The organism is Stenotrophomonas sp. Nf1 (assembly GCF_003028475.1).
Classification (GTDB): domain Bacteria; phylum Pseudomonadota; class Gammaproteobacteria; order Xanthomonadales; family Xanthomonadaceae; genus Stenotrophomonas.
Window position 1 is genome coordinate 765,054 of record NZ_PYTV01000001.1, and the last position, 19,250, is coordinate 784,303.

A 19,250-nucleotide genomic window follows, 5' to 3' on the forward strand; every position below is an offset into this window, starting at 1 on the left:
TCCAATGAGGGCATGAACGAGACAACGTATTTCCATGTGCTGTTGGTGGTGGTGTTCGTGCTGGCCGGCGTGGTCAAGGGCGTGACCGGCATGGGCCTGCCGACGGTGGCGATGGGCCTGCTGGGCGGTGCGCTGTCGCCGGTGGCGGCAGCGTCGATGCTGTTCATTCCCACCTTCGTCACCAATGCGTGGCAGCTGTTGTCCGGCCCGTCGCTGGCCCACATCGTGCGGCGTCTGTGGCCAATGATGCTGGCGGTGGTGGTGGTGACGCTGGGTTCGGCGGCGCTGCTGGTGCGGGTGGACCGCACCTGGTCGCGGGCAGCGTTGGGCATGGCGCTGGTGGTGTATGCGCTGTACGCGCTGATCGCGCCGGTGTTCCGTGTGCCGCAGCGGCGCGAGCGCTGGCTGGGGCCGCTGGTTGGCGCGTTGTCCGGTGTGGTCACCGGCGCGACCGGCGTGTTCGTGATGCCGGCGGTCCCGTATCTGCAATCGCTGGGGCTGCAGCGCGAGGAGCTGGTGCAGGCGCTCGGGCTGGCGTTCACCGTGTCGACGATCTCGCTGACCGCCGGGCTGGTGCTGCACGGTGCGTTCGGCATCCAGCAGCTGGGCCTGAGCGCAGTGGCGGTGGTGCCGGCGCTGTTGGGCATGTGGCTGGGGCAGGTGATCCGGCAGCGCATCAGTGCGCAGGTGTTCCGCGCCTGTTTCCTTGGTTTCCTGCTGTTGCTGGGTCTGGAGCTGGTGCTGCGGCCGTTGTTCTGAAGTCTTTGTAGAGTCGAGCCATGCTCGACTGATCGTCACAGCAGTCGAGCAAGCTCGACGCTACGGATCGGTGGCCCGGATTTCGGGCATGAAAAAACCCGCTTTCGCGGGTCTTTTTCATTCTCGACGTGGTGCCCAGGAGAGGACTCGAACCTCCACGGTTTTACCCGCTAGTACCTGAAACTAGTGCGTCTACCAATTCCGCCACCTGGGCGTCGAGGAGCGAGATTATGGGGTGTTGTTACGGGGGTGTCAACACCTTTTGCAGACCCGGGGTCGGATCCCGTTTCGCTTGCGAAAGGGGCTCTGACCCCAGCGCTTGATCCCAGCGCTTGATGTCAGGGTCAGAGCCCTTTCCTGCGGAAAGGGATCCGACCCCATTGCCGGAGTGCAGGCAAAAAAAATCCCCGCCGAAGCGAGGAGTTTTTTCGTTGGTGCCCAGGAGAGGACTCGAACCTCCACGGTTTTACCCGCTAGTACCTGAAACTAGTGCGTCTACCAATTCCGCCACCTGGGCGTTCCAGAGGCGCAATTGTGAAGATGAATCCGGGGGCTGTCAACGACTTCCTGAAATTATTTCATCCAACGCCTTCAGGGCGCCCCCTGACCCGTTCTGCACGCCATCACCGGCTACCATGTAGGGCGATGACTACCAAAAAACCAAGCAAGGGCGGGAGCAAGTCCCGCAGCCAGGCCCCGAAGAAGGGCGCCAAGGCGGGCGCTGCCCGCACCACCAAGCCGGGCAAGCCGCTGCCGGGCTGGTTCCCCGAATTGAATGAAGGCGGTGCGCCGCCACGCGGTCGCAAGGTCCGCAGTGCAGACGCCAGCGCACCGGGCCCGGCCCCGGGCCGCAAGCTGCCGCCGACCGGCAAGGTGATCAACGATCCCTATGCCGCCCGCGAAGCGGAGAAGTACGAACAGCCCATCGCCAGCCGCGAGGCCATCCTGGCGCTGCTGGAGCGTTGCGAAGGGCCGCAGACCGCCGAAGAACTGGGCGCGCGCCTGGGCCTGACCGCTCCGGACCGGGCCGAGGCGCTGTCGCGCCGGCTCGGCGCGATGGTCCGCGATGGCCAACTGGTACAGAACCGCCGCGGCGGCTTCGCCCCGATCCAGACCTTGAACCTGGTCACCGGCGTGGTGATCGCCAACCCGGAAGGGTTCGGTTTCCTGCGCCCGGTCGAGGGCGGCGACGACCTGTTCCTGCCGCCGTATGAAATGCGCAAGGTGATGCACGGCGACAAGGTGCTCGCCCGCGTCACCGGCATCGACCATCGCGGCCGTCGCGAAGGCAGCATCGCCCGTGTGCTCGAGCGCGGCATGACCCGCCTGATCGGTCGCTTCAGCGTCGAGATGGGTATCAATTACGTGGTGCCCGACGACAAGCGCATCCAGCGCAACGTGCAGGTACCGCCGGACCAGACCGGGGGCGCGCGCGACGGCCAGCTGGTGGTCTGCGAGCTGACCCAGGCCCCGGACAGCCGTCGTCCGCCGATCGGCCGCATCATCGCCGTGCTCGGCGACAAGCTGACCGCTTCGCTGGTGGTGGAGACCGCCATCCACGGCCACGAACTGCCCTTCGAGTTCCCGCAGGAGGTGCTGGACGAGGCCGCCTCGGTGCCGCTGGTGGTGGAGCCGGCGATGATCGGCGGCCGCGTGGACCTGCGCAGCACGCCGCTGGTCACCATCGATGGCGAGGACGCCAAGGACTTCGACGACGCGGTGTACTGCGAGCCGAACGCCGACGGCTTCCGCCTGGTGGTGGCCATCGCCGATGTCTCCAACTACGTTCGCCCCGGCACGCCGCTGGACGAGGAGGCGCAGAAGCGCGCCACCTCGGTGTATTTCCCGGGCTTCGTGGTGCCGATGCTGCCGGAGACGCTGTCCAACGGCATCTGTTCGCTGATGCCCAAGGTCGACCGCATGTGCTTCGTCTGCGACATGCAGATCGACCGTGACGGCGTGGTCAGCCACTCGCGCTTCTACGAAGCAGTGATGAACTCGCATGCGCGCCTGACCTACACCCAGGTCTGGCAGGCGGTGGGTGAGGATGACGCCGGCGCCAAGGCCGTCATTGGCGATCTGCTGCCGCAGGTGCAGCGCCTGCACCAGCTGTACAAGGTGCTGGCCAAGGCACGCGCCAAGCGTGGTGCCATCGAATTTGAAAGCAGCGAAGTGCGCTTCTTGCTGGACAACCGCGGTGAAGTGACCCAGGCCGGCATGCTGGTGCGCAACGATGCGCACAAGCTGATCGAAGAATGCATGATCGCCGCCAACGTGGAGGCGGCCAAGTACCTGCTGTCGCGCCACGTACCGGCGCCGTACCGCATCCACGAGAAGCCGCCGGAAACCAAGTACGCCGATCTGCTGGAATTCCTGAAGGAGTTCAAGCTGAGCCTGCCGCCGTGGTCGAAGGTGCGCCCGGGCGACTACACCAAGCTGCTGAAGAAGATCCGCGACCGTCCCGATGCCACGCTGCTGGAATCGGTGCTGCTGCGCAGCCAGAGCCTGGCCATCTACAGCCCGGACAACCAGGGCCACTTCGGTCTGGCGCTGGAAGCCTACGCGCACTTCACCTCGCCGATCCGTCGCTATCCGGACCTGCTGGTGCACCGCGCGATCAAGCACGCGCTGTCGGGCAAGCCGCTGGACGCGTTCACCTACAACGCGCGCGAGATGGCTGCGCTGGCGCTGCAGTGCTCCGAGCGTGAGCGCCGTGCCGACGAGGCCGAGCGCGAAGTGGACGAGCGTTACCGCGCAGCGTGGATGGAAAAGCATGTCGGTGGCCAGTTCGACGGCGTGATCAGTGGCGTGACCAGCTTCGGCCTGTTCGTGGAACTGGACGAATCCAAGGTGCAGGGCCTGGTGCATGTCACCCAGCTGCCGCAGGACTATTACAAGTTCGACGCGACCCGCAAGACGCTGACCGGCGAACGCCGCGGCAGCAGCTACCGGCTCGGCGACCGCGTGCGCATCCTGGTGCTGAAGGCCAGCATGGAAGAGCGCAAGATCGACTTCCGCCTGGTCGAGCACAAGGGAGAGGACGAAGGCGATGGCCTGCCGCCGCTGCCCGAGCGCGGCAAGCCGGCCAAGCGCACCAAGAAGCAATATTGAAAGGTGTGCCGACCAACGGTCGGCACCCACCTCTCCCGGGATGTGCCAACCTGGGTTGGCACATCCTGCACCCGGTAGGTGCCAACCTTGGTTGGCACGCCGTTACGGAGGAACCCACCATGCAGGACCAACCCGAGTACAGCGGCGGCTGCCAGTGCGGCGCGATCCGCTTCCAGGCGCGCGGTGAGCTGACCGACAGTTCGATCTGCCACTGCCGGATGTGCCAGAAGGCGTTCGGCGCCTATTACGCACCGCTGGTCTCGGTGCGCGGCGTGCAGTTCAGCTGGACCCGAGGCCAGCCGCGCTATTTCCAGTCGTCCAACGTGGTGCGGCGCGGCTTCTGCGCCGACTGCGGCACGCCGTTGACCTACGAGGCGCCAGACGGCGTGGCAGTGGCGGCAGGGGCCTTCGACCAGCCTGAACGCCTGCCGCCCACCCTCCAGTACGGGGTGGAGCGCAAGCTGCCGTTCGTCGACACCTTGGCCAGCCTGCCGGCCAGGCGCACCGAGGACGACGTCGCTGCCCTCGCGTTCCTGGCCACGATCGTGTCCCACCAGCACCCCGACCACGACACCCCGCACTGGCCGCCGCGCAGCCGATGACACTCTGTAGAGCCGAGCCCACGCTCGGCTGGCGGGTCGCCGCAGCCTGAACCCAGGGCAGCCGAGCGCTGGCTCGGCTCTACGGAGGGCCCGCCGCAGCGCCCGGCCCGCCGATGCTCTACCATAGCCACCCCCTTTCCGGTCCCCGCCCGCATGAGCAAGAACAGCCAGTGGATCGTCGGCGTCAACGCCGTCGCCTCCTCCATCGAGAACGACGCCGACAACGTCCGCGAAGTGCTGGTCGAGGCCGGTGCGAAGAACCCGCGCCTGACCGAAATCGAAGAGAACGCCCGCCGCAAGGGCATCGACGTGCGCAAGGTCAACAGCCAGGCGCTGGACGGCGTGGGCGGTTCGGTGCGCCACCAGGGCGTGGCCGCGCGCTACGCCGCGGCCCGCACCTACAGTGAAAACGAGCTGGAAGGGCTGGTGACCGCTGCAGAGGGCAAGGCCCTGCTGCTGGTGCTGGACGAGGTGCAGGACCCGCACAACCTGGGTGCCTGCCTGCGTTCGGCGGCAGCGTCCGGTGCCACTGCGGTCATCATTCCCAAGGACAAGTCGGCCACGGTGAACGCCACCGTGCGCAAGACCTCGGCCGGCGCCGCCGACCGCATCCCGGTGGTGGCGGTGACCAACCTGTCGCGCTGCCTGAAGGACCTGCAGAAGCAGGGCGTGTGGATCTACGGCCTGGCCGGCGAAGCGACCGCCTCGCTGTACGACCTGGACCTGAAGGGCAACATCGCGCTGGTGCTGGGCGGTGAGGCCGACGGCCTGCGCCGCCTGACCCGCGAGAACTGCGATGGCCTGGTGAAGATTCCGATGCCGGGCGAGATCGAAAGCCTGAACGTCTCGGTCGCCGCCGGCGTCAGCCTGTTCGAAGCCGTTCGCCAGCGCGGTTGAGCGCGGGGTCAGATCCCTTTTCCAGCGGAAAAGGGCTCTGACCCCATTGTTTGCCGTGCCGGTGGTAGCCGCCAACCTGGGTTGGCGCCCCCGGCACGTTACCCCGCGCTGCCGCCCAGCGCCTTGAACAGGGTCACGTCGTTGTTCAGCTGGCCCTGGCGCACGCGCGCCAATGACAGCTCGGCATCGCGCCGGGTCTGCTGTGCTTCCAGCCAGGTGCGCAGATCGGTGGCGCCTACCCGATAGCGCACTTCCTGCGCGCGCTCCACTTCCACCGCTTCGTCGTACGAGGCCTGCGAGGCCGCCACCTGGCGTGCCAGCTGTTCGCGCGCGGACAACGCGTTGTCCACTTCCGAGAGCGCGGTGTACAGCGTCCTGCGGAAGTTGGTCGCGGTGATCTGGTAGCTGGTGCCGGCGATATCGGTGTCCAGCTGCGCGCGCTGCAGGTTGAGGAACGGCAGCGACAGACCGGCGCCCAGCGTGGCCACCGGATTGCGCAGCACGTCGCCCAGCGAGGTCGCGCTGGAGCCGAGGCTGCCGGTCAGGCTCAGCGCCGGGTAGTACTGGGTCGCGGTGACCTTGATGGTCTTCAGGCTGTTGCGCAGGCGCAGTTCGGCCGCGCGCAGGTCCGGGCGGCGGCCCAGCAGGTCGCTCGGCAGGCCCTCCGCGATCTGCGGGCTGCGCGCGCCCAGCAGATCCTGCGGTTCGTCCTGCTGCGGCCACGGCGTGCCGTCCAGCAGCACGGTCAGCGCATTGCGCACCTCCACCCGCTGCTGTTCCAGCGCGCTCTGCGAGGACCGCTGCGATTGCAGGTTCTGCAATGCCTGGCGCACTTCCAGGCGCGATACCGCACCGGCATCGAAGCGCGCCTGCACCAGTTCGCGGGTGCGTTCGAGCCGCTCCAGGTTGGCCTGCCCGGTGGCGATCGACTGGTTGAGATAGGCCAGGTTCCAGTACTGGGTGATGGTGTCGCTGATCACCAGCAGCGCGGTGTTCTGCCGGTCTTCCTCGCTGGCCTGGGCTTCCCAGCGGGCGATGTCGCGCTGGGTGCGCAGGCGGCCCCACAGGTCCACTTCCCAGCCCAGCGAGACACCCGTGGAATAGCTGCGGCGCCAGTCGTCAGCCTGGTCGGTGGCACGGCTGGCGCTGCCGCTTACGCCGGACGACGAAGGCTGCGGCCACAGTGCATTGCTGGCCAGCCCGGCCTGCAGGCGCGAGCGCTGCACGGCCAGGCCGGCGGCGGCAAGGTCGCTGTTGGCGGCCAGTGCGCGGGCGACCAGACGGTCCAGGCGTTCATCGCCGAAGCCGGTCCACCAGGTGTCCTGGCGGATGTCGCGGCCGGGGGTATCCAGGCTGCTGCGCGGGTCGTCGGCCGGTGCATTGAGCGTGGCGTCGCCACGCCCGTAGCTGGCCGCCACGTCGGGGTCCTGTACCGGATAGCGACCCACCGAGGCACACGCGGACAGGGCGAGCAGGACAGCGCCGGCCAGCAGCAGGCGCGAGGGAGCAGGGAAGATCAGTCGGGTCATCATCGTCATTCGCGGGCCAGGGCCTCGACCGGGTCGAGCTGCGCGGCGTTGCGCGCGGGCAGGAAGCCGAACGCCACGCCGATCAAGGTCGAGCAGGCGAACGCGGCAACAATCGAGGCGGTGGAGAACAGCACCTGGAAGTCACTGGCGAAGCGGCCGATCATCGAGCCCAGCAGCAGCGCCAGGCCGATGCCGAGCAGGCCACCGAGCAGGCACACCAGTACCGCTTCGATCAGGAACTGCTGGCGGATATCACTCTGGCGGGCACCGACGGCCATGCGCACGCCGATCTCGCGGGTGCGCTCGGTCACCGACACCAGCATGATGTTCATCACGCCGATGCCGCCGACCAGCAGCGCGATGGCGGCGATGGCACCGATCAGCAGGGTCATCGTGCGCGTGGTCTGCTCGATCGTGTCGCGGATCTCGGCGCTGTTGCTGAGGAAGAAATCCTCGGTGCCGTGGCGCAGGGTCAGCAGGCGGGTGATGGCTTCCTGCGCGGCGTCCATCGGCGTGTTGTCGTCCACGCGCACGGTGATGCTGGAGACATGGCTCTGTCCGAGCATGCGCGACATCACCGTGGTGTACGGCACCCACACGCTGAGGCTGGTACTGCCGCCGAAACCGAAGCTCTGCCGCTTGGCCACGCCGACCACGCGCGCCGGCACGTTGCCGAGCAGGATCACCTGGCCGATCGGATCGACATCGGGGAAGAACTGGGTCTGGGTGTTCTCATCGATCACCGCCACCTGGCCCAGGCCCTTCACCGCATCGGCATCGAAGAAGCTGCCGCTGAGCAGGGTCACGCCCTTGACCCGGAAGAACTGCTCGCCGACGCCGCTGACCTGGGCGGTGGAGGACTGGTTGCGGTAGCGCGCGGTGACCGAACTGGACACGCTGGGCGTGGCACTGTCCACATAACTTTGCCGGGACAGGGCATCGGCATCGCTGGCCTTGAGCGTCTGCACGCGTGCCGAACGCATGTCGCCGAAACCACGGCCGGGATAGACGTCGATGGTGTTGGTGCCCAGCGCGCTGATGTTCTGCAGGATCTGCTGCTGCGAGCCGTTGCCGAGCGCCACCACCGACACCACCGAGGCGATGCCGATGATGATGCCGAGCATGGTCAGGAAGGTGCGCAGCCGATGCGCGTTCATCGCCAGCAGGGCCATGCGGAACGCTTCGGTGAAGCGGTCGCGGGCGGCGCGCCAGCTGTTGCCATGGGCGACGCCGGTGCTGGGGTCGCGCTGGGCGCGGTAGCTCGGCGCATCCGGGTTGGCGCGGTCGGCGATGATCTCGCCGTCGCGGATCTCGATGATGCGCTGCGCGTGCTGGGCCACGCTCATGTCGTGGGTGACGATGATGATGGTGTGGCCTTCGGCATGCAGCTCGCCGAGGATGGCCATCACTTCTTCGCCGGATCTGGTGTCCAGCGCGCCGGTCGGTTCGTCGGCCAGGATCACCTCGCCGCCGTTCATCAGCGCACGCGCGATCGATACGCGCTGCTGCTGGCCGCCGGACAGCTGGCCCGGCTTGTGGTGCATGCGGTCGCCCAGGCCCAGCCGTTGCAGCAGCTGCTCGGCGCGCGCGTTGCGCACCGGGCCGGGGCTGCCGGCATACACTGCGGGGACTTCCACGTTGCCACGTGCATCCAGGTCACCGAGCAGGTGGTAGCGCTGGAAGATGAAGCCGAAATGCTCGCGGCGCAGTTCGGCCAGCTCATCCGGTTCCATCTGGCCGGTCTCGCGGCCGGCCACCTGGTAGCTGCCGCGGGAGGGACGGTCGAGGCAGCCGAGGATGTTCATCAGCGTCGACTTGCCCGAGCCGGACTGGCCGACGATGGCCACCATCTCGCCGGCGTGGATGTCCACGTTGACGTCGCGCAGTACGGCGATGACATCATCGCCGGCCGGGAATTCGCGTCGCAGGTCGCGCAGGCGCAGCAGCGGCGCCGTCGTGCTCATCGGCGCGGGCCCATGCCCGGGCCGCCGACCCGCATCTGCATGCCGCCACGGTTGCCACCGCCGCTGCCGGGTGCAGCGGCACTGGCTTCACCGACCACCACGCGCTCGCCTTCCTGCAGGCCGGACAGGATCTCGGCCGAAGCGCCGTTGTTGATGCCGACCTTCACCTTGCGCGGCTGCGGCTGGCCCTTGTCGTCCAGTACCCGCACCATGCGCTCATCGCCGCGCCGCTTGGGCCCCAGCGCCACCGCCGGCACCATCAGCACGTTCTTGGCCTGCTTCAACAGCACCGAGACCTGCGCGGTCATGTCGATGCGCAGCGTGCCGTCCGGATTTTCCACATCGAACAGCGCGTTGTAGTAGACCGCGCTGCTGGAGCTGGAACTGGACGAACTGCTGGAACTGGAGGAGTTCTCGTTGGCGATCGAGGCCGGAGCCGGATTGATCTGGCGCAGCGTGGCGTGGTACTTGCGGTCCGGGTCGCCCAGGGTGGTGAAGTACACCGGCATGCCGGCCTTGATCTTGACCACGTCGGCTTCGGAGATCTCGGCATTGACGGTGACCACATCCAGCCGCGCCAGCATCACGATGGTCGGTGCGGTCTGGTTGGCGTTCACGGTGCGGCCTTCCTCGGCCACCACCGCCACCACGGTGCCATCCATCGGTGCGGTGATGCGGGTGTAGGCCAGGTTGGCGCGGGCGGTGCCCAGCTCGGTCTGGCGACCCTTGATCTGCGCCTCGTAGGACTGCAGCTGGGCGCGGGCGGTCTTCAGCTGGGCCTCGGCGGCATCGTATTCCTGGCGCGAGGTAGCTTCGGCGGCCAGCATCTGCTGCTGGCGCGCGAATTCCAGTTCGGCCTGGCGCAGGGTGGCCTGCTGCACGGCGCGCTGGGCGGTAACCTGGTCCAGCGAGGCCTGCGCGTTGAGCACCTGGTTCTGCTGGGTGGTGGCGTCGATCTCGGCGATCAGGTCGCCTTCCTTCACCGTATCGCCCAGCTGCACCTTCAGCGACTTGATCTGCCCCGAAGCCTGGGCACCGACGCTGACCAGCTTGTAGGCGTCGATCACCCCGGTGGCGTCCACCGTCTGCTCGATGTCGCCGCGGCTGACCGCGGTGGTCGCCACGGCCGGGCCGGCGGGCTTGCGCAGCAGCCACCAGGCGGCCACGGCAACGATCAGGGCAAGCAGGGCGATCAGTGTCAGGCGACCCCGGCGGGTCGCAGGCAACAGGCGGAACGTCACGTCGTGGCTTCACTCTCGGGGCCGCACGGGCGGCGTTGGTGGGCATTGTGAAGACCGGGCCGCGGGCCACTCAATCCTCGGGGTATGTCTGTATGTAACACTGTCGGTGAATACGCGTAACCACAGGTATCGCCCCCTTCGGCAGATACACTGGTACGCATTGCCCCGGATGCGGTTCAGCTGCCGACACGGGATGATCGCGCCATGGAGACCGAAAACCCGATGCACCGACTGCTGATCGTCGATGACGACAACGACATCCGCACGCTGCTGGCCGAACAGCTCGGCCGCGCCGGCTACCAGGTGAGCACCGCCGCCGAGGGCACCGCCATGCGCCAGCTGCTGGACCGTGAGCATGTGGACCTGATCGTGCTCGACCTCAATCTGCCGCGCGAGGACGGCCTGACCCTGTGCCGCGACCTGCGCGCGCGCTCGAACACGCCGGTGATCATGCTGACCGCGCGCGCCGAGCCGATCGACCGCGTGCTGGGCCTGGAAATGGGCGCCGACGACTACCTGGCCAAGCCGTTCGAGCCGCGCGAGCTGCTGGCGCGCATCCGCAACGTGCTGCGCCGGACCGAGGCGCTGCCGGCCAACCTGGAACCGCTGGCGGTGCGCCGCGCGCGCTTCTCGCGCTGGGTGTTCGACCTGGAGCATCGCCACCTGGTCGATCCGGATGACCGCGTGGTGGTGCTGTCCGGTGCCGAATTCCGCCTGCTGCGGGTGTTCATCGCCCACGCCAACAAGGTGCTGTCGCGTGAGCAGCTGGTCGCGCTCAGCAGTGGCCGCAACTACGAGGCGCAGGACCGGGCGATCGACCTGCAGGTCAGCCGGCTGCGTAACAAGCTCGGTGACGATGGCGGCCCGGACGGCCTGATCAAGACCGTGCGCAACGAAGGCTACGTGCTGGCTTCGTCGGTGAACCTGGAATAAGCCACGATGAATCGCCTGCGCCATTTCCTGTCCTCGATGGTCGGGCGGTTGTTCGTGATCCTGCTGCTGGGCATGAGCGTGGCCGCGATCGGCGCGACCATGCTGGCGACGTCCAAGCGCCAGCAGGAGTTCGAGCGGCAGAATCTGAACCGCATTGCCGACCGCCTGCAGGGCTACGTCAACCTGCTCGATGGCAACCCCGAGCTGCGCGAGCGCCTGCTCGAGGTCGACGGGCCGAGCGTGCGCGCGCTGCAGCCCGGCGCGCGGCTGGGGCGTGCCGACACCGCGCTGATGGAAGTGCTGGAGGACCGGCCCGGCCCGGTGTCGCGTGCGCACGTGCACTTCGCCTCGTTCCGGTCCTGCATTCCCAAGCTGCAGGACCTGTTGCCGCCGCCCAAACCCGGCCATCGCAAGCCACCGCGCGAGCGCGATCCTGCCTTCATCCCGCCCAAGTGCCGCGCAGTTGACGTGACACTCAACGATGGCACGCTGCTGAAGCTGGCGCTGGATTCGCCGGCAGTGGCGCACAACGGCATCCTCGCCGTCGACCCGTGGTTCCTGACCCTGCTGGTGCTGGCGATCGCCGTGCTGGCCTACATCGTGGCGCGCATCGCCAGTGCACCCCTGCAGGAACTGGCCGCCGCCGCTGAAGACCTGGGCGATGACCTGCAGCGCGACCCGCTGCCATTGCGTGGACCGCGCGAAGTGCAACGTGCGGCCGAAGCCTTCAACGCCATGCAGCACCGCCTGCAGCGCCATCTGGCCGAACGCACGCAGATGCTGGCGGCGATCACCCACGATCTGCAGACGCCGCTGACCCGGCTGCGCCTGCGCCTGGAGAATGTGAACGACGAGGCCCTGCGCGAGCGCCTGATCGGCGATCTTGCCGCGATGCAGGCGCTGGTGCGCGAAGGCCTGGAGCTGGCACGCAGCGCCGAGAGTTCCGAGCAGCGCGCCGCGCTGGACCTGGATTCGCTGCTGGAAAGCATCGTCGAAGATACCGCCGAGGGCGGTGCCGACGTGGTGTTCGAAGGCGGCAGCGGTTCGGTGCTGATGCTGCGCCCGCTGGCCATGCACCGGCTGTTCTCCAATCTGGTGGACAACGCGGTGATGTACGCGCAGCGGGCGCGGGTGCGCGTGGAGCGCAGCGGCGGTGCGATCACGGTGGTGGTGGCCGACGATGGCCCCGGCCTGGCCGATGAGCAGCTGGAGGCCGTGTTTGATCCGTTCGTGCGGGTGGAAACCTCGCGCTCGCGCGAGACCGGCGGCGCCGGCCTGGGCCTGACCATTGCCCGCGCCCTGGCCGAGAAGGACGGGGCGCGACTGTGGCTGCGCAACCGCGCCGAGGGTGGCCTGGAGGCTGTTGTGCAGTGGCCGGCCAGTGCCCAGGTGGTGGCGCCCGGGCGCGCCGGCTGAGCTGGTCGAGCGGGCAACGGTGACGCCAGGGCCTGGCTTTGCCCTATCATCTGCGTATCTCCCCAGCCTCCCCCCGATGAGCCAGCCCGTTCCCGCCGGCATGCCGCCCCGCGCTGTCCGGCTGTTCCCGCACGCTGCCGTGTCCTGCAGCCGCACCTGGCCACCGCTACTGCGGTGATGGGCGGTCAAGGGGACAACGGGCGCCGGGTGGAGCGCCGCGTAACGGCCGTCAGGCAGGCCCTGCGCCGCGGCCTGTTGTGGCTGCTGCTGGCCATGCTGCTGCCGCTGCCGGTGGCCGCGCAGGAAGGCGCGCCGCCGCTGCGTGACTACGCCATCGACGTATGGACCTCGCGCAACGGCCTGCCGCACAACTCGCTGCGCGACATCGCGCAGACGCCGGAAGGCCACCTCTGGTTCGCCACCTGGGAAGGGCTGGTGCGCTACAACGGCCTGGATTTCACCGTGTTCGACCGCAGCACGCGTCCGGGCCTGCGCGACAACGGCATCGGCGCGCTGTTCGTCGATCGCCAGGGCGGGCTGTGGATCAGCGATTCGCGCGGCAACGTCAGCCATCGTGGCAGTGACGGCCAGTGGCGGGTCTGGGAACACCAGGCCGATACGCCGCAGGTGCTGATCCAGTCGATGCAGATGGACAGCCAGGGCCGCCTGTGGCTGCTGTATGAAGGCAAGGGCATCGGCTATCTGCTTCCCGACCGCGGCATGGTCTACCAGGCGCCAGCGGCCGATCTGCCGATGGCGATGAGCTTCACCAAGCTGGTGGTCGATGCGCAGGACCGGGTCTGGATCGGCACCCTCGACGGCCTGGTGCTGCGCGACAACGACGGCGTGCTCAAGCGCGCGCCGGCGGCGTGGGGGCTGGGTGCCGGCAGCGGCCTGTCGTGGCCGTACCGGGCGCCGGATGGTGCGCTGTGGATCGTCGCCGGCGAGCGCCTGTACCGGGTGGAGGATGACCGGCTGGTGCTGGTGCATCGCCTGCCGGGCCAGCTGCACATGACCGCGATGCTGCAGGATCGCCACGGCGATCTGTGGCTGGGCACCGAGAACCAGGGCCTGCTGCGCATTTCCGCGCACGGGCTGGAACGGCTGCCGGCCGGCCTGAACCTGCCGGGCGGGCGGGTGGTGAGCCTGCGCGAAGATGCCGAGGGCAGTATCTGGGTAGGCGCCAACGGTGGCCTGTACCGCCTGCGCGAAACGCTGTTCAGCAGCTATACCGAGCGCGATGGGCTCAGCGGCGACTATGTGCGCACGGTGTTCGAGGATCGCGACCGCCAGCTGTGGGTCGGCAGTGCCAGTGGCCTTGACCGGCAGACCGCCGACGGTCGTTTCCAGGCGATGCCGCTGCACAACCGCGGTGGCAAGGCGCCCTCGGTGCTGAGCCTGGCGCAGGGGCCGAATGGCGACCTCTGGGTCGGCACCTTTGGCGATGGCGTCTACCGGCTTGGCCGCGATGGCAGCCTGCGCCACAACTACGGCGCCGCCGATGGCATGCCCGGTGGCAACATCCGCGCAATCAGCGTGGATCCGCAGGGCGTGGTCTGGGCCGGCACGCAGAAGGGCGTGGTACGTATCGATGGCGACCGGGTGCAGGTCTCCAACGTGCCGGGCATGCCGGGCGGCCTGATCACGGCGCTGGAACACGACCACCAGGGCAACCTGTGGATCGGCACCATCGAAGGCATCCGCGTGCTGCGCGGCGACCGCGTTCAATCGATCAACCTGGCCCCGCTGGGCGGCGGCCGCAGCGTGTTCGGCTTCCACCAGCTGGGCGATGCGATGTGGATCAGCAGCGACCGTGGTCTGTACCGCTGGCAGAACGGGACGCTGGCACGGGTCGGCCTGGAACAGGGCATGCCGGTGGACGCGGTGTTCCAGCTGGTGCCGGACCGGCTCGGCAATGTGTGGATCAGCAGCAACCGCGGCGTACTGCGCACCGACATGGCCACGCTCAATGCGGTGGCCGATGGACGCACGCCGCGGGTGGTGGTGGAGCGCTACAACGAGATCGATGGCATGGCCAACGCGCAGGCCAATGGCAGCTCCGGACCGTCGGCGATCCTGCGCCAGGACGGCACGTTCTGGGTGGTCACCGCCGGCGGCCTGAGCACGGTCGACCCGCAGCGCCTGCAGCGTTTCCGCGAGCGCCCCTCACCGCCAGCGGCGATCGAGAGCGTGCAGGTGGACGGCGCGCCGGTGCACTGGGAAGGCCCCGAACGCAACCACATTCCGGGCGGGCGCCGGCTGGCGGTCAGCTACGTCGGCCTGAGCTACCTGATGTCCGACCGGATCCGCTACCGCACGCGGCTCGATGGCCTGGACAGCGGCTGGGTCGAGCGCGGCCCGCAGCGCAGTGTCGAGTTCGTCGGCCTGCCGCCGGGCGACTACACGCTGCATGTGGCGGCGGCACATCCGGCCGGCAGCTGGGGCCAGCAGGAAGCGGTGTGGAGCTTCAGCGTCGAGCCGTTCTGGTGGCAGCGGCGCAGCGTGCAGGTGCTGGGCGGGCTGTTGCTGCTGGCCGGGCTGGTGGCGCTGTACCGCCTGCTGCTGCAGCAGCTGAAGGCCAGCAACCTGCGCCTGGCCCGGCGGGTAGACGAGGCGACCTTCGACCTGCAGGCCAAGACCGTGCACCTGCAGGCGCTGAACCAGGAAAAGACCGAGCTGGCCGAGCGCTTGGCGCGGCAGGCCGAAGCGTTCGAGCGCCAAGCCCGCGAGGATGCCCTGACCGGGCTGGCCAACCGCCGTGGCTTCGACGAAACGCTGGCCCGCGATTTCGCCCGTTCGCAGCGCAGTGGCCACTCGTTGTGCCTGGTGGTGCTGGATATCGACCACTTCAAGGACGTCAACGACCGGCACAGCCACAGCATCGGTGACGCGGTGCTGGTGCAGGTGGCGGCGGTGATCGGCGCGGCCTGCCGCGCATCGGATCTGCCGGCCCGTACCGGTGGCGAAGAGTTCGCGCTGCTGCTCAACGACACCCGGCTGGAAGAGGCCGCACAGCTGTGTGCGCGCCTGCGCGGGTTGTTCCACGATCACCCGGACTGGGCCGGCGTGCCGGGCCTGCGGGTGACCTTCAGTGCCGGCCTGGTGGAACTGGATGCCGACGATCGCACGCCGGCCTTGCTGTACCAGCGCGCCGACCGCGCGCTGTACCGCGCCAAGAGCGACGGGCGGGATCGCACCTGCATCGGGTGAATTCATCCACGCATGGCGTGGATCTACCGCCCGGTGGGTGGTGGGTGCGGACCGTTGGTCCGCACTGCCTGATGGAATGCGCCGTCGCGGTTTACCGCGGCCAGGCGTTGGCGATGGTGCAGAACAGCCGCGCGGTCTGCTCGGTGTCATACACCGCGCTGTGTGCCTCGTTGGCGTCCCAGCCCAGCCCGGCGGCATGGGCCGCGCGCGCCAGCACGGTCTGCCCGTAGGCGATGCCGGCCAGGGTGACCGTGTCGAACACGCTGAACGGATGGAACGGATTGCGCTTGTGGCCGGTGCGTGCCACCGCCGCATTGACGAAGCCCAGGTCGAAATGGGCGTTGTGGCCGACCAGGATCGCGCGCTGGCAGCCGTACTTCTTCATCGCCGCACGCACCGGGGTGAAGATGTGGTCCAGCGCCGCCTTCTCTTCCTTGGCCAGCCGGAACGGATGGTCGAGGATGATGCCGGTCACTTCCAGCGATTTCGGGTCGATCTCCAGGCCCTCGGCCGGCACCACATGGGCACTGGCGGTCTGGCCGGGGTAGAGCAGGCCGTTCTCGTCCATCTCGATCGGCACCGCGGCGATTTCCAGCAGGGCATTGCGCTGGCTGTCGAAGCCGCCGGTTTCCACGTCCACCACCACCGGCAGAAAGCCGCGGAAGCGCTGGGACATCGCGCGCTGCGCCGGGGATGTTGCGGAATCGGGGGCGGCGGCAGGTGCGGGGGTGGGGTCAGTCATGGGTGAATTCTAGCAGAGCGGCTCTGAGTGCCCGGCCAGCCCGGTAGGTGCCAACCGTTGGTTGGCACAACCGGCGCCGACCATGCCCGGCCTCGAGCCCGGTAGGTGCCAACCGTTGGTTGGCACGCCCCCGTTGACCAAGGCCGGCCTCGAGCCCGGTAGGTGCCAACCTTGGTTGGCACAACCCGCGCCGACCAAGGTCGGCCTCTACCGATCCGCAGGCCGTGCCAGCACGGCGTCCACGCTCAGCTTGCCGGCGCCGGTGAACAGCAACGGCAGCAACATCGCCATGAACAGCACCGGCAGCTTGAAGTTGCCGAAGCCCTGGTCGCTGATCGCATAGCCCATCGCCAGTTCGCCCAGCGAGTCCCATTGCATCGGCCAGTGCACCGCATAGGTGGCCACCACGGTCAGCACCAGCAGGCTGGCCGCCGCCAAACGCGTGCCGAAACCGAACAACAGGCAGGCTGCGCCGACCAGTTCGAACCAGGTCGCCAGCTGCCAGTTCAGTGCCGCGGGTACCTGATCGAAAGGGAACGGGAAGGCGTCCTGGAGGTCGGCAAACCAGTTCTGGCCCTGCAGCTTCTCGCGGCCGGATTCGAAATATTCCCAGGCCAGCAGCAGGCGCAGGCCGAGCGGGGCCAACCAGGGGGCGAGACGGTCCAGCTGGCTGCGCGTGGCAGCCAGGATCGGCAGGTTCATCGGTGGATCTCCGTGGAAGGGGCGTCAGCGCGGTGGGGTGAGCGGGCCGATCACGCCGGCGCGCAGGAACTGCTGCAGCAGCGCGGCACCGGGTTCGGCCAGCGCATCGGCGGCCAGCCCATGGTCGGTGGCGAGCTGCTGGAGGTAGCGATGGCCATCCAGGCCAGGCTGTTCGCCGATCCGGGACAGCAGGTGCACCGCCAGCGGGCTGAGCTCAGCGAACCGCACTTCACCGTCGGGCTCGCGGCGCACCAGCAGGCCGGTCGGTTCGGACGGCAGCGCACATGGCGCATCTTCGGCACCGAGGCGATGTACCGGCCACTGGTACAACAGCGGCCAGGCCAGCGGCGAGCGCTGCAGCGGTACCCGCAACGGATCGACGTCGCCAGGCGCCGGCAGGGGTTCGGCGGGCAACTGGTACAGCGCGGTTTCCACCCACTCGTAGTGGGCCAGTTCGGCCAGCGCCGGATGCGGCAGCGTGGGCTGCGCCTGCAGCCACTGCACGAACTCGGCGGCCAGTTCGGTGAACAACGGTGTCTGGCAGCGGTGGGTGGCGAAGTAGTGGCGCACCAGCGTGTTCCAGGCCGGTTCGCCGAGCAGGCGCATGCAGACCGGGAATCCAGTGCTCAGCAGGCCGAGCAGGTTGTTGAACAACAGGCGCTGATACACCGCCACCCGGCGCGGGTCCAACCCGGCCGGCGCGGCCACCGCCTGCGGGTCGCGCAGATGCGCGGTGAAGGCGTGCTGCTGTGCGCGCAGCGTGGCGGGAGCCTCAGCCATGTGCCGCTCCCGCGTGCATGGCCTGCAGGCGGCGGATGGTCTGCAGCTCGCCCTGCAGTTCTGCGTAGGGCGGGAAATTGAAATCGCGTTCGAGCAGGGTGGGGCGCGGCCCGATGCGCGCATAGGTGCGCGCCAGCAGTGCCCAGACCGGGTCGATCACCGCGCTGCCATGGGTATCGATCTTCAGGTCCGGCGCTTCGTCCAGGTGCCCGGCAACGTGCAGGCAGACAATGCGATCGGCGGGCAGGCCAGCGATGAAGGCATCGGCATCGTAACCGTGGTTGCAGGCGTTGACGTAGACGTTGTTGACATCCAGCAGCAGGTCGCAGTCGGCCTCGGCGAGCACGGCCGTGGTGAATGCCAGCTCATCCATCGCCGGTTCCGGCGCCAGGTAGTACGACACATTCTCCACGGCGATGCGGCGACCGAGCAGTTCCTGCACGCGTGTGATGCGCGCGGCGGTGTGGCGCACGGCTTCGTCGGTGAATGGAATCGGCAGCAGGTCGTACAGATGACCCTCGTCGCTGCAGTAGCTCAGGTGTTCGCTGTACAGCGGCACGCGGTGTTTTTCCAGGAACTGGCCGACCTGTTCCAGCAGCTGCGTATCCAGCGCTGCGCTGCCACCCAGTGACAGCGACAGCCCATGGCAGCTCAGTGGATGGCGCTGTGCCAGTTCGGCCAGCGCGTCACCGGCCGGGCCGCCAACGTGGATCCAGTTCTCCGGTGCACATTCGAGGAAATCGAAGTCGCCGGCCGGTGCATCGCGCAGGTCCTGCAGCAGCGCCCGGCGCAGGCCCAACCCCGCGGCCGCCGCGCGAAGCGGCGACCGTGGGTGGACGACGCTGGCGCGGACGTCAGTGCTTGCCACCGCACTTGCCTTCGCCGCACTTGCCTTCGGCCGACTTCTTGTCGCCGGTCTTGGCCTTGGCACCGGCGGCCGCACCGGCAGCCTTGCCCTTGTCGGCGCCGCACTTGCCTTCGGCGGTCTTGCCGTCGGCGCCACATTTGCCTTCGGCGTGCTTGCTGGCGTCAGCGGCCATCTTGGTGTCGGCGGCCTTGGCGTCGGTGCTGGCCTTGGCCGCCTGACCGGCCACCAGGTAGCCCTGGGCCAGGTCGCTCATGCTCAGGGCCGAGGCGCTGGCGGTCATGCCCAGGCCGGCGGCCAGGGCGGTAGCCGTCAGCAGGGACAGGGTCTTGTTGGAACTGCTCATCGGTCGTGCTCCTGGGTGGTGTGGGCAGATGCCCGGGTGGCCGGCAGGAATGCCGGTGGAAACGATGGTGCAGCGATCCTACTCAACGAATCCTCGCCAAGAGCTCAAATTTTCGTGAGGTTTGTTACAGAAGCATCCGGAAGGTCCGCACCG

The 19,250-nt window shown here is 68.3% G+C and carries 15 protein-coding genes and 2 tRNA genes; 7 read left to right on the forward strand and 10 right to left on the reverse strand.

Going from position 1 to position 19,250, the window contains the following annotated elements; translation table 11 throughout:
- Positions 1-12: 12 nt before the first annotated feature.
- The gene (locus tag C9412_RS03660; protein ID WP_107230355.1) at positions 13-759 is read left to right on the forward strand and encodes a sulfite exporter TauE/SafE family protein; all 747 of its coding nucleotides are present in this window, start codon (positions 13-15) and stop codon (positions 757-759) included.
- Positions 760-888: 129 nt separating this feature from the next.
- Here C9412_RS03660 and C9412_RS03665 read toward each other — a convergent pair.
- Together C9412_RS03665 and C9412_RS03670 are read right to left on the reverse strand one after the other, a co-directional pair.
- Positions 889-973 (reverse strand) — tRNA-Leu (locus C9412_RS03665).
- Between the two features lie 218 nt (positions 974-1,191).
- Positions 1,192-1,276, reverse strand: a tRNA-Leu gene (locus tag C9412_RS03670).
- A gap of 128 nt (positions 1,277-1,404) precedes the next feature.
- Here C9412_RS03670 and rnr point away from each other — a divergent pair.
- The 3 genes from rnr to rlmB all read left to right on the forward strand — a co-directional run bounded on the left by rnr (position 1,405) and on the right by rlmB (position 5,369).
- Entirely contained in the window at positions 1,405-3,870 is a 2,466-nt protein-coding gene (rnr, locus tag C9412_RS03675) for a ribonuclease R (RefSeq protein ID WP_107230356.1), read from the forward strand.
- Between the two features lie 119 nt (positions 3,871-3,989).
- A complete protein-coding gene (locus C9412_RS03680) occupies positions 3,990-4,472 on the forward strand; it encodes a GFA family protein (RefSeq protein WP_107230357.1) in 483 nt (160 codons plus the stop codon).
- Positions 4,473-4,625: 153 nt separating this feature from the next.
- Positions 4,626-5,369, forward strand: a complete 744-nt coding sequence (rlmB, locus tag C9412_RS03685) for a 23S rRNA (guanosine(2251)-2'-O)-methyltransferase RlmB (RefSeq protein ID WP_107230358.1) — start codon at positions 4,626-4,628, stop codon at positions 5,367-5,369.
- 98 nt (positions 5,370-5,467) lie between these two features.
- On the opposite strand, the gene C9412_RS03690 is transcribed toward rlmB, so the two are convergent.
- Genes C9412_RS03690 through C9412_RS03700 form a run of 3 tightly spaced genes read right to left on the reverse strand, consistent with a single transcriptional unit; the run spans position 5,468 to position 10,103 of the window.
- The gene (locus C9412_RS03690) at positions 5,468-6,907 is read right to left on the reverse strand and encodes a TolC family protein (RefSeq protein WP_107230359.1); all 1,440 of its coding nucleotides are present in this window, start codon (positions 6,905-6,907) and stop codon (positions 5,468-5,470) included.
- Positions 6,904-8,862 (reverse strand): MacB family efflux pump subunit, encoded by a 1,959-nt coding sequence (locus C9412_RS03695; RefSeq protein WP_107230360.1) that lies wholly within the window; start codon positions 8,860-8,862, stop codon positions 6,904-6,906. Before C9412_RS03695 ends, C9412_RS03690 begins: the two co-directional genes overlap by 4 nt.
- Positions 8,859-10,103, reverse strand: a complete 1,245-nt coding sequence (locus C9412_RS03700; RefSeq protein ID WP_107230361.1) for an efflux RND transporter periplasmic adaptor subunit — start codon at positions 10,101-10,103, stop codon at positions 8,859-8,861. The genes C9412_RS03695 and C9412_RS03700 overlap by 4 nt, the downstream gene beginning before the upstream one ends.
- Positions 10,104-10,307: 204 nt before the next feature.
- Between C9412_RS03700 and C9412_RS03705 the strand changes: the two genes are divergently transcribed.
- From C9412_RS03705 to C9412_RS03715, 3 genes are all read left to right on the forward strand, one after another.
- Positions 10,308-11,036, forward strand: a complete 729-nt coding sequence (locus tag C9412_RS03705) for a response regulator (protein ID WP_107230362.1) — start codon at positions 10,308-10,310, stop codon at positions 11,034-11,036.
- A 6-nt stretch (positions 11,037-11,042) separates the two neighbouring features.
- A complete protein-coding gene (locus C9412_RS03710; RefSeq protein ID WP_107230363.1) occupies positions 11,043-12,452 on the forward strand; it encodes an ATP-binding protein in 1,410 nt (469 codons plus the stop codon).
- A 177-nt stretch (positions 12,453-12,629) separates the two neighbouring features.
- Entirely contained in the window at positions 12,630-15,662 is a 3,033-nt protein-coding gene (locus tag C9412_RS03715; RefSeq protein ID WP_107230364.1) for a ligand-binding sensor domain-containing diguanylate cyclase, read from the forward strand.
- A 91-nt stretch (positions 15,663-15,753) separates the two neighbouring features.
- Here the strand turns inward: C9412_RS03715 and rnt are convergent, their stop codons facing one another.
- The 5 genes from rnt to C9412_RS03740 form a co-directional block, all read right to left on the reverse strand.
- Positions 15,754-16,338: a ribonuclease T gene (rnt, locus tag C9412_RS03720; protein WP_107230365.1), complete on the reverse strand. Its 585-nt coding sequence runs from the start codon at positions 16,336-16,338 to the stop codon at positions 15,754-15,756.
- 273 nt (positions 16,339-16,611) lie between these two features.
- Positions 16,612-17,106 (reverse strand): DoxX family protein, encoded by a 495-nt coding sequence (locus C9412_RS03725; RefSeq protein WP_107230366.1) that lies wholly within the window; start codon positions 17,104-17,106, stop codon positions 16,612-16,614.
- Positions 17,107-17,130: 24 nt separating this feature from the next.
- Positions 17,131-17,886, reverse strand: a complete 756-nt coding sequence (locus tag C9412_RS03730; RefSeq protein WP_107230367.1) for a putative DNA-binding domain-containing protein — start codon at positions 17,884-17,886, stop codon at positions 17,131-17,133.
- The gene (locus C9412_RS03735; protein ID WP_107230368.1) at positions 17,879-18,754 is read right to left on the reverse strand and encodes a DUF692 domain-containing protein; all 876 of its coding nucleotides are present in this window, start codon (positions 18,752-18,754) and stop codon (positions 17,879-17,881) included. Before C9412_RS03735 ends, C9412_RS03730 begins: the two co-directional genes overlap by 8 nt.
- Positions 18,741-19,097 carry a hypothetical protein gene (locus C9412_RS03740; RefSeq protein WP_107230369.1) on the reverse strand — a complete coding sequence of 119 codons (357 nt, stop codon included), beginning with the start codon at positions 19,095-19,097 and terminating at the stop codon, positions 18,741-18,743. Before C9412_RS03740 ends, C9412_RS03735 begins: the two co-directional genes overlap by 14 nt.
- Positions 19,098-19,250: the final 153 nt, after the last annotated feature.

What these genes read in the sequence shown, in the direction of transcription:
- rnt (WP_107230365.1), bottom strand. Translation starts at nt 16,338, where the DNA reads ATGTCCCAGCGCTTCCGCGGCTTTCTGCCGGTGGTGGTGGACGTGGAA.
- C9412_RS03690 (WP_107230359.1), bottom strand. Translation starts at nt 6,907, where the DNA reads ATGACGATGATGACCCGACTGATCTTCCCTGCTCCCTCGCGCCTGCTG.
- C9412_RS03660 (WP_107230355.1), top strand. Translation starts at nt 13, where the DNA reads ATGAACGAGACAACGTATTTCCATGTGCTGTTGGTGGTGGTGTTCGTG.
- C9412_RS03695 (WP_107230360.1), bottom strand. Translation starts at nt 8,862, where the DNA reads ATGAGCACGACGGCGCCGCTGCTGCGCCTGCGCGACCTGCGACGCGAA.
- C9412_RS03725 (WP_107230366.1), bottom strand. Translation starts at nt 17,106, where the DNA reads ATGAACCTGCCGATCCTGGCTGCCACGCGCAGCCAGCTGGACCGTCTC.
- C9412_RS03680 (WP_107230357.1), top strand. Translation starts at nt 3,990, where the DNA reads ATGCAGGACCAACCCGAGTACAGCGGCGGCTGCCAGTGCGGCGCGATC.
- C9412_RS03715 (WP_107230364.1), top strand. Translation starts at nt 12,630, where the DNA reads ATGGGCGGTCAAGGGGACAACGGGCGCCGGGTGGAGCGCCGCGTAACG.
- C9412_RS03710 (WP_107230363.1), top strand. Translation starts at nt 11,043, where the DNA reads ATGAATCGCCTGCGCCATTTCCTGTCCTCGATGGTCGGGCGGTTGTTC.
- C9412_RS03705 (WP_107230362.1), top strand. Translation starts at nt 10,308, where the DNA reads ATGGAGACCGAAAACCCGATGCACCGACTGCTGATCGTCGATGACGAC.
- rlmB (WP_107230358.1), top strand. Translation starts at nt 4,626, where the DNA reads ATGAGCAAGAACAGCCAGTGGATCGTCGGCGTCAACGCCGTCGCCTCC.
- rnr (WP_107230356.1), top strand. Translation starts at nt 1,405, where the DNA reads ATGACTACCAAAAAACCAAGCAAGGGCGGGAGCAAGTCCCGCAGCCAG.
- C9412_RS03740 (WP_107230369.1), bottom strand. Translation starts at nt 19,097, where the DNA reads ATGAGCAGTTCCAACAAGACCCTGTCCCTGCTGACGGCTACCGCCCTG.
- C9412_RS03730 (WP_107230367.1), bottom strand. Translation starts at nt 17,886, where the DNA reads ATGGCTGAGGCTCCCGCCACGCTGCGCGCACAGCAGCACGCCTTCACC.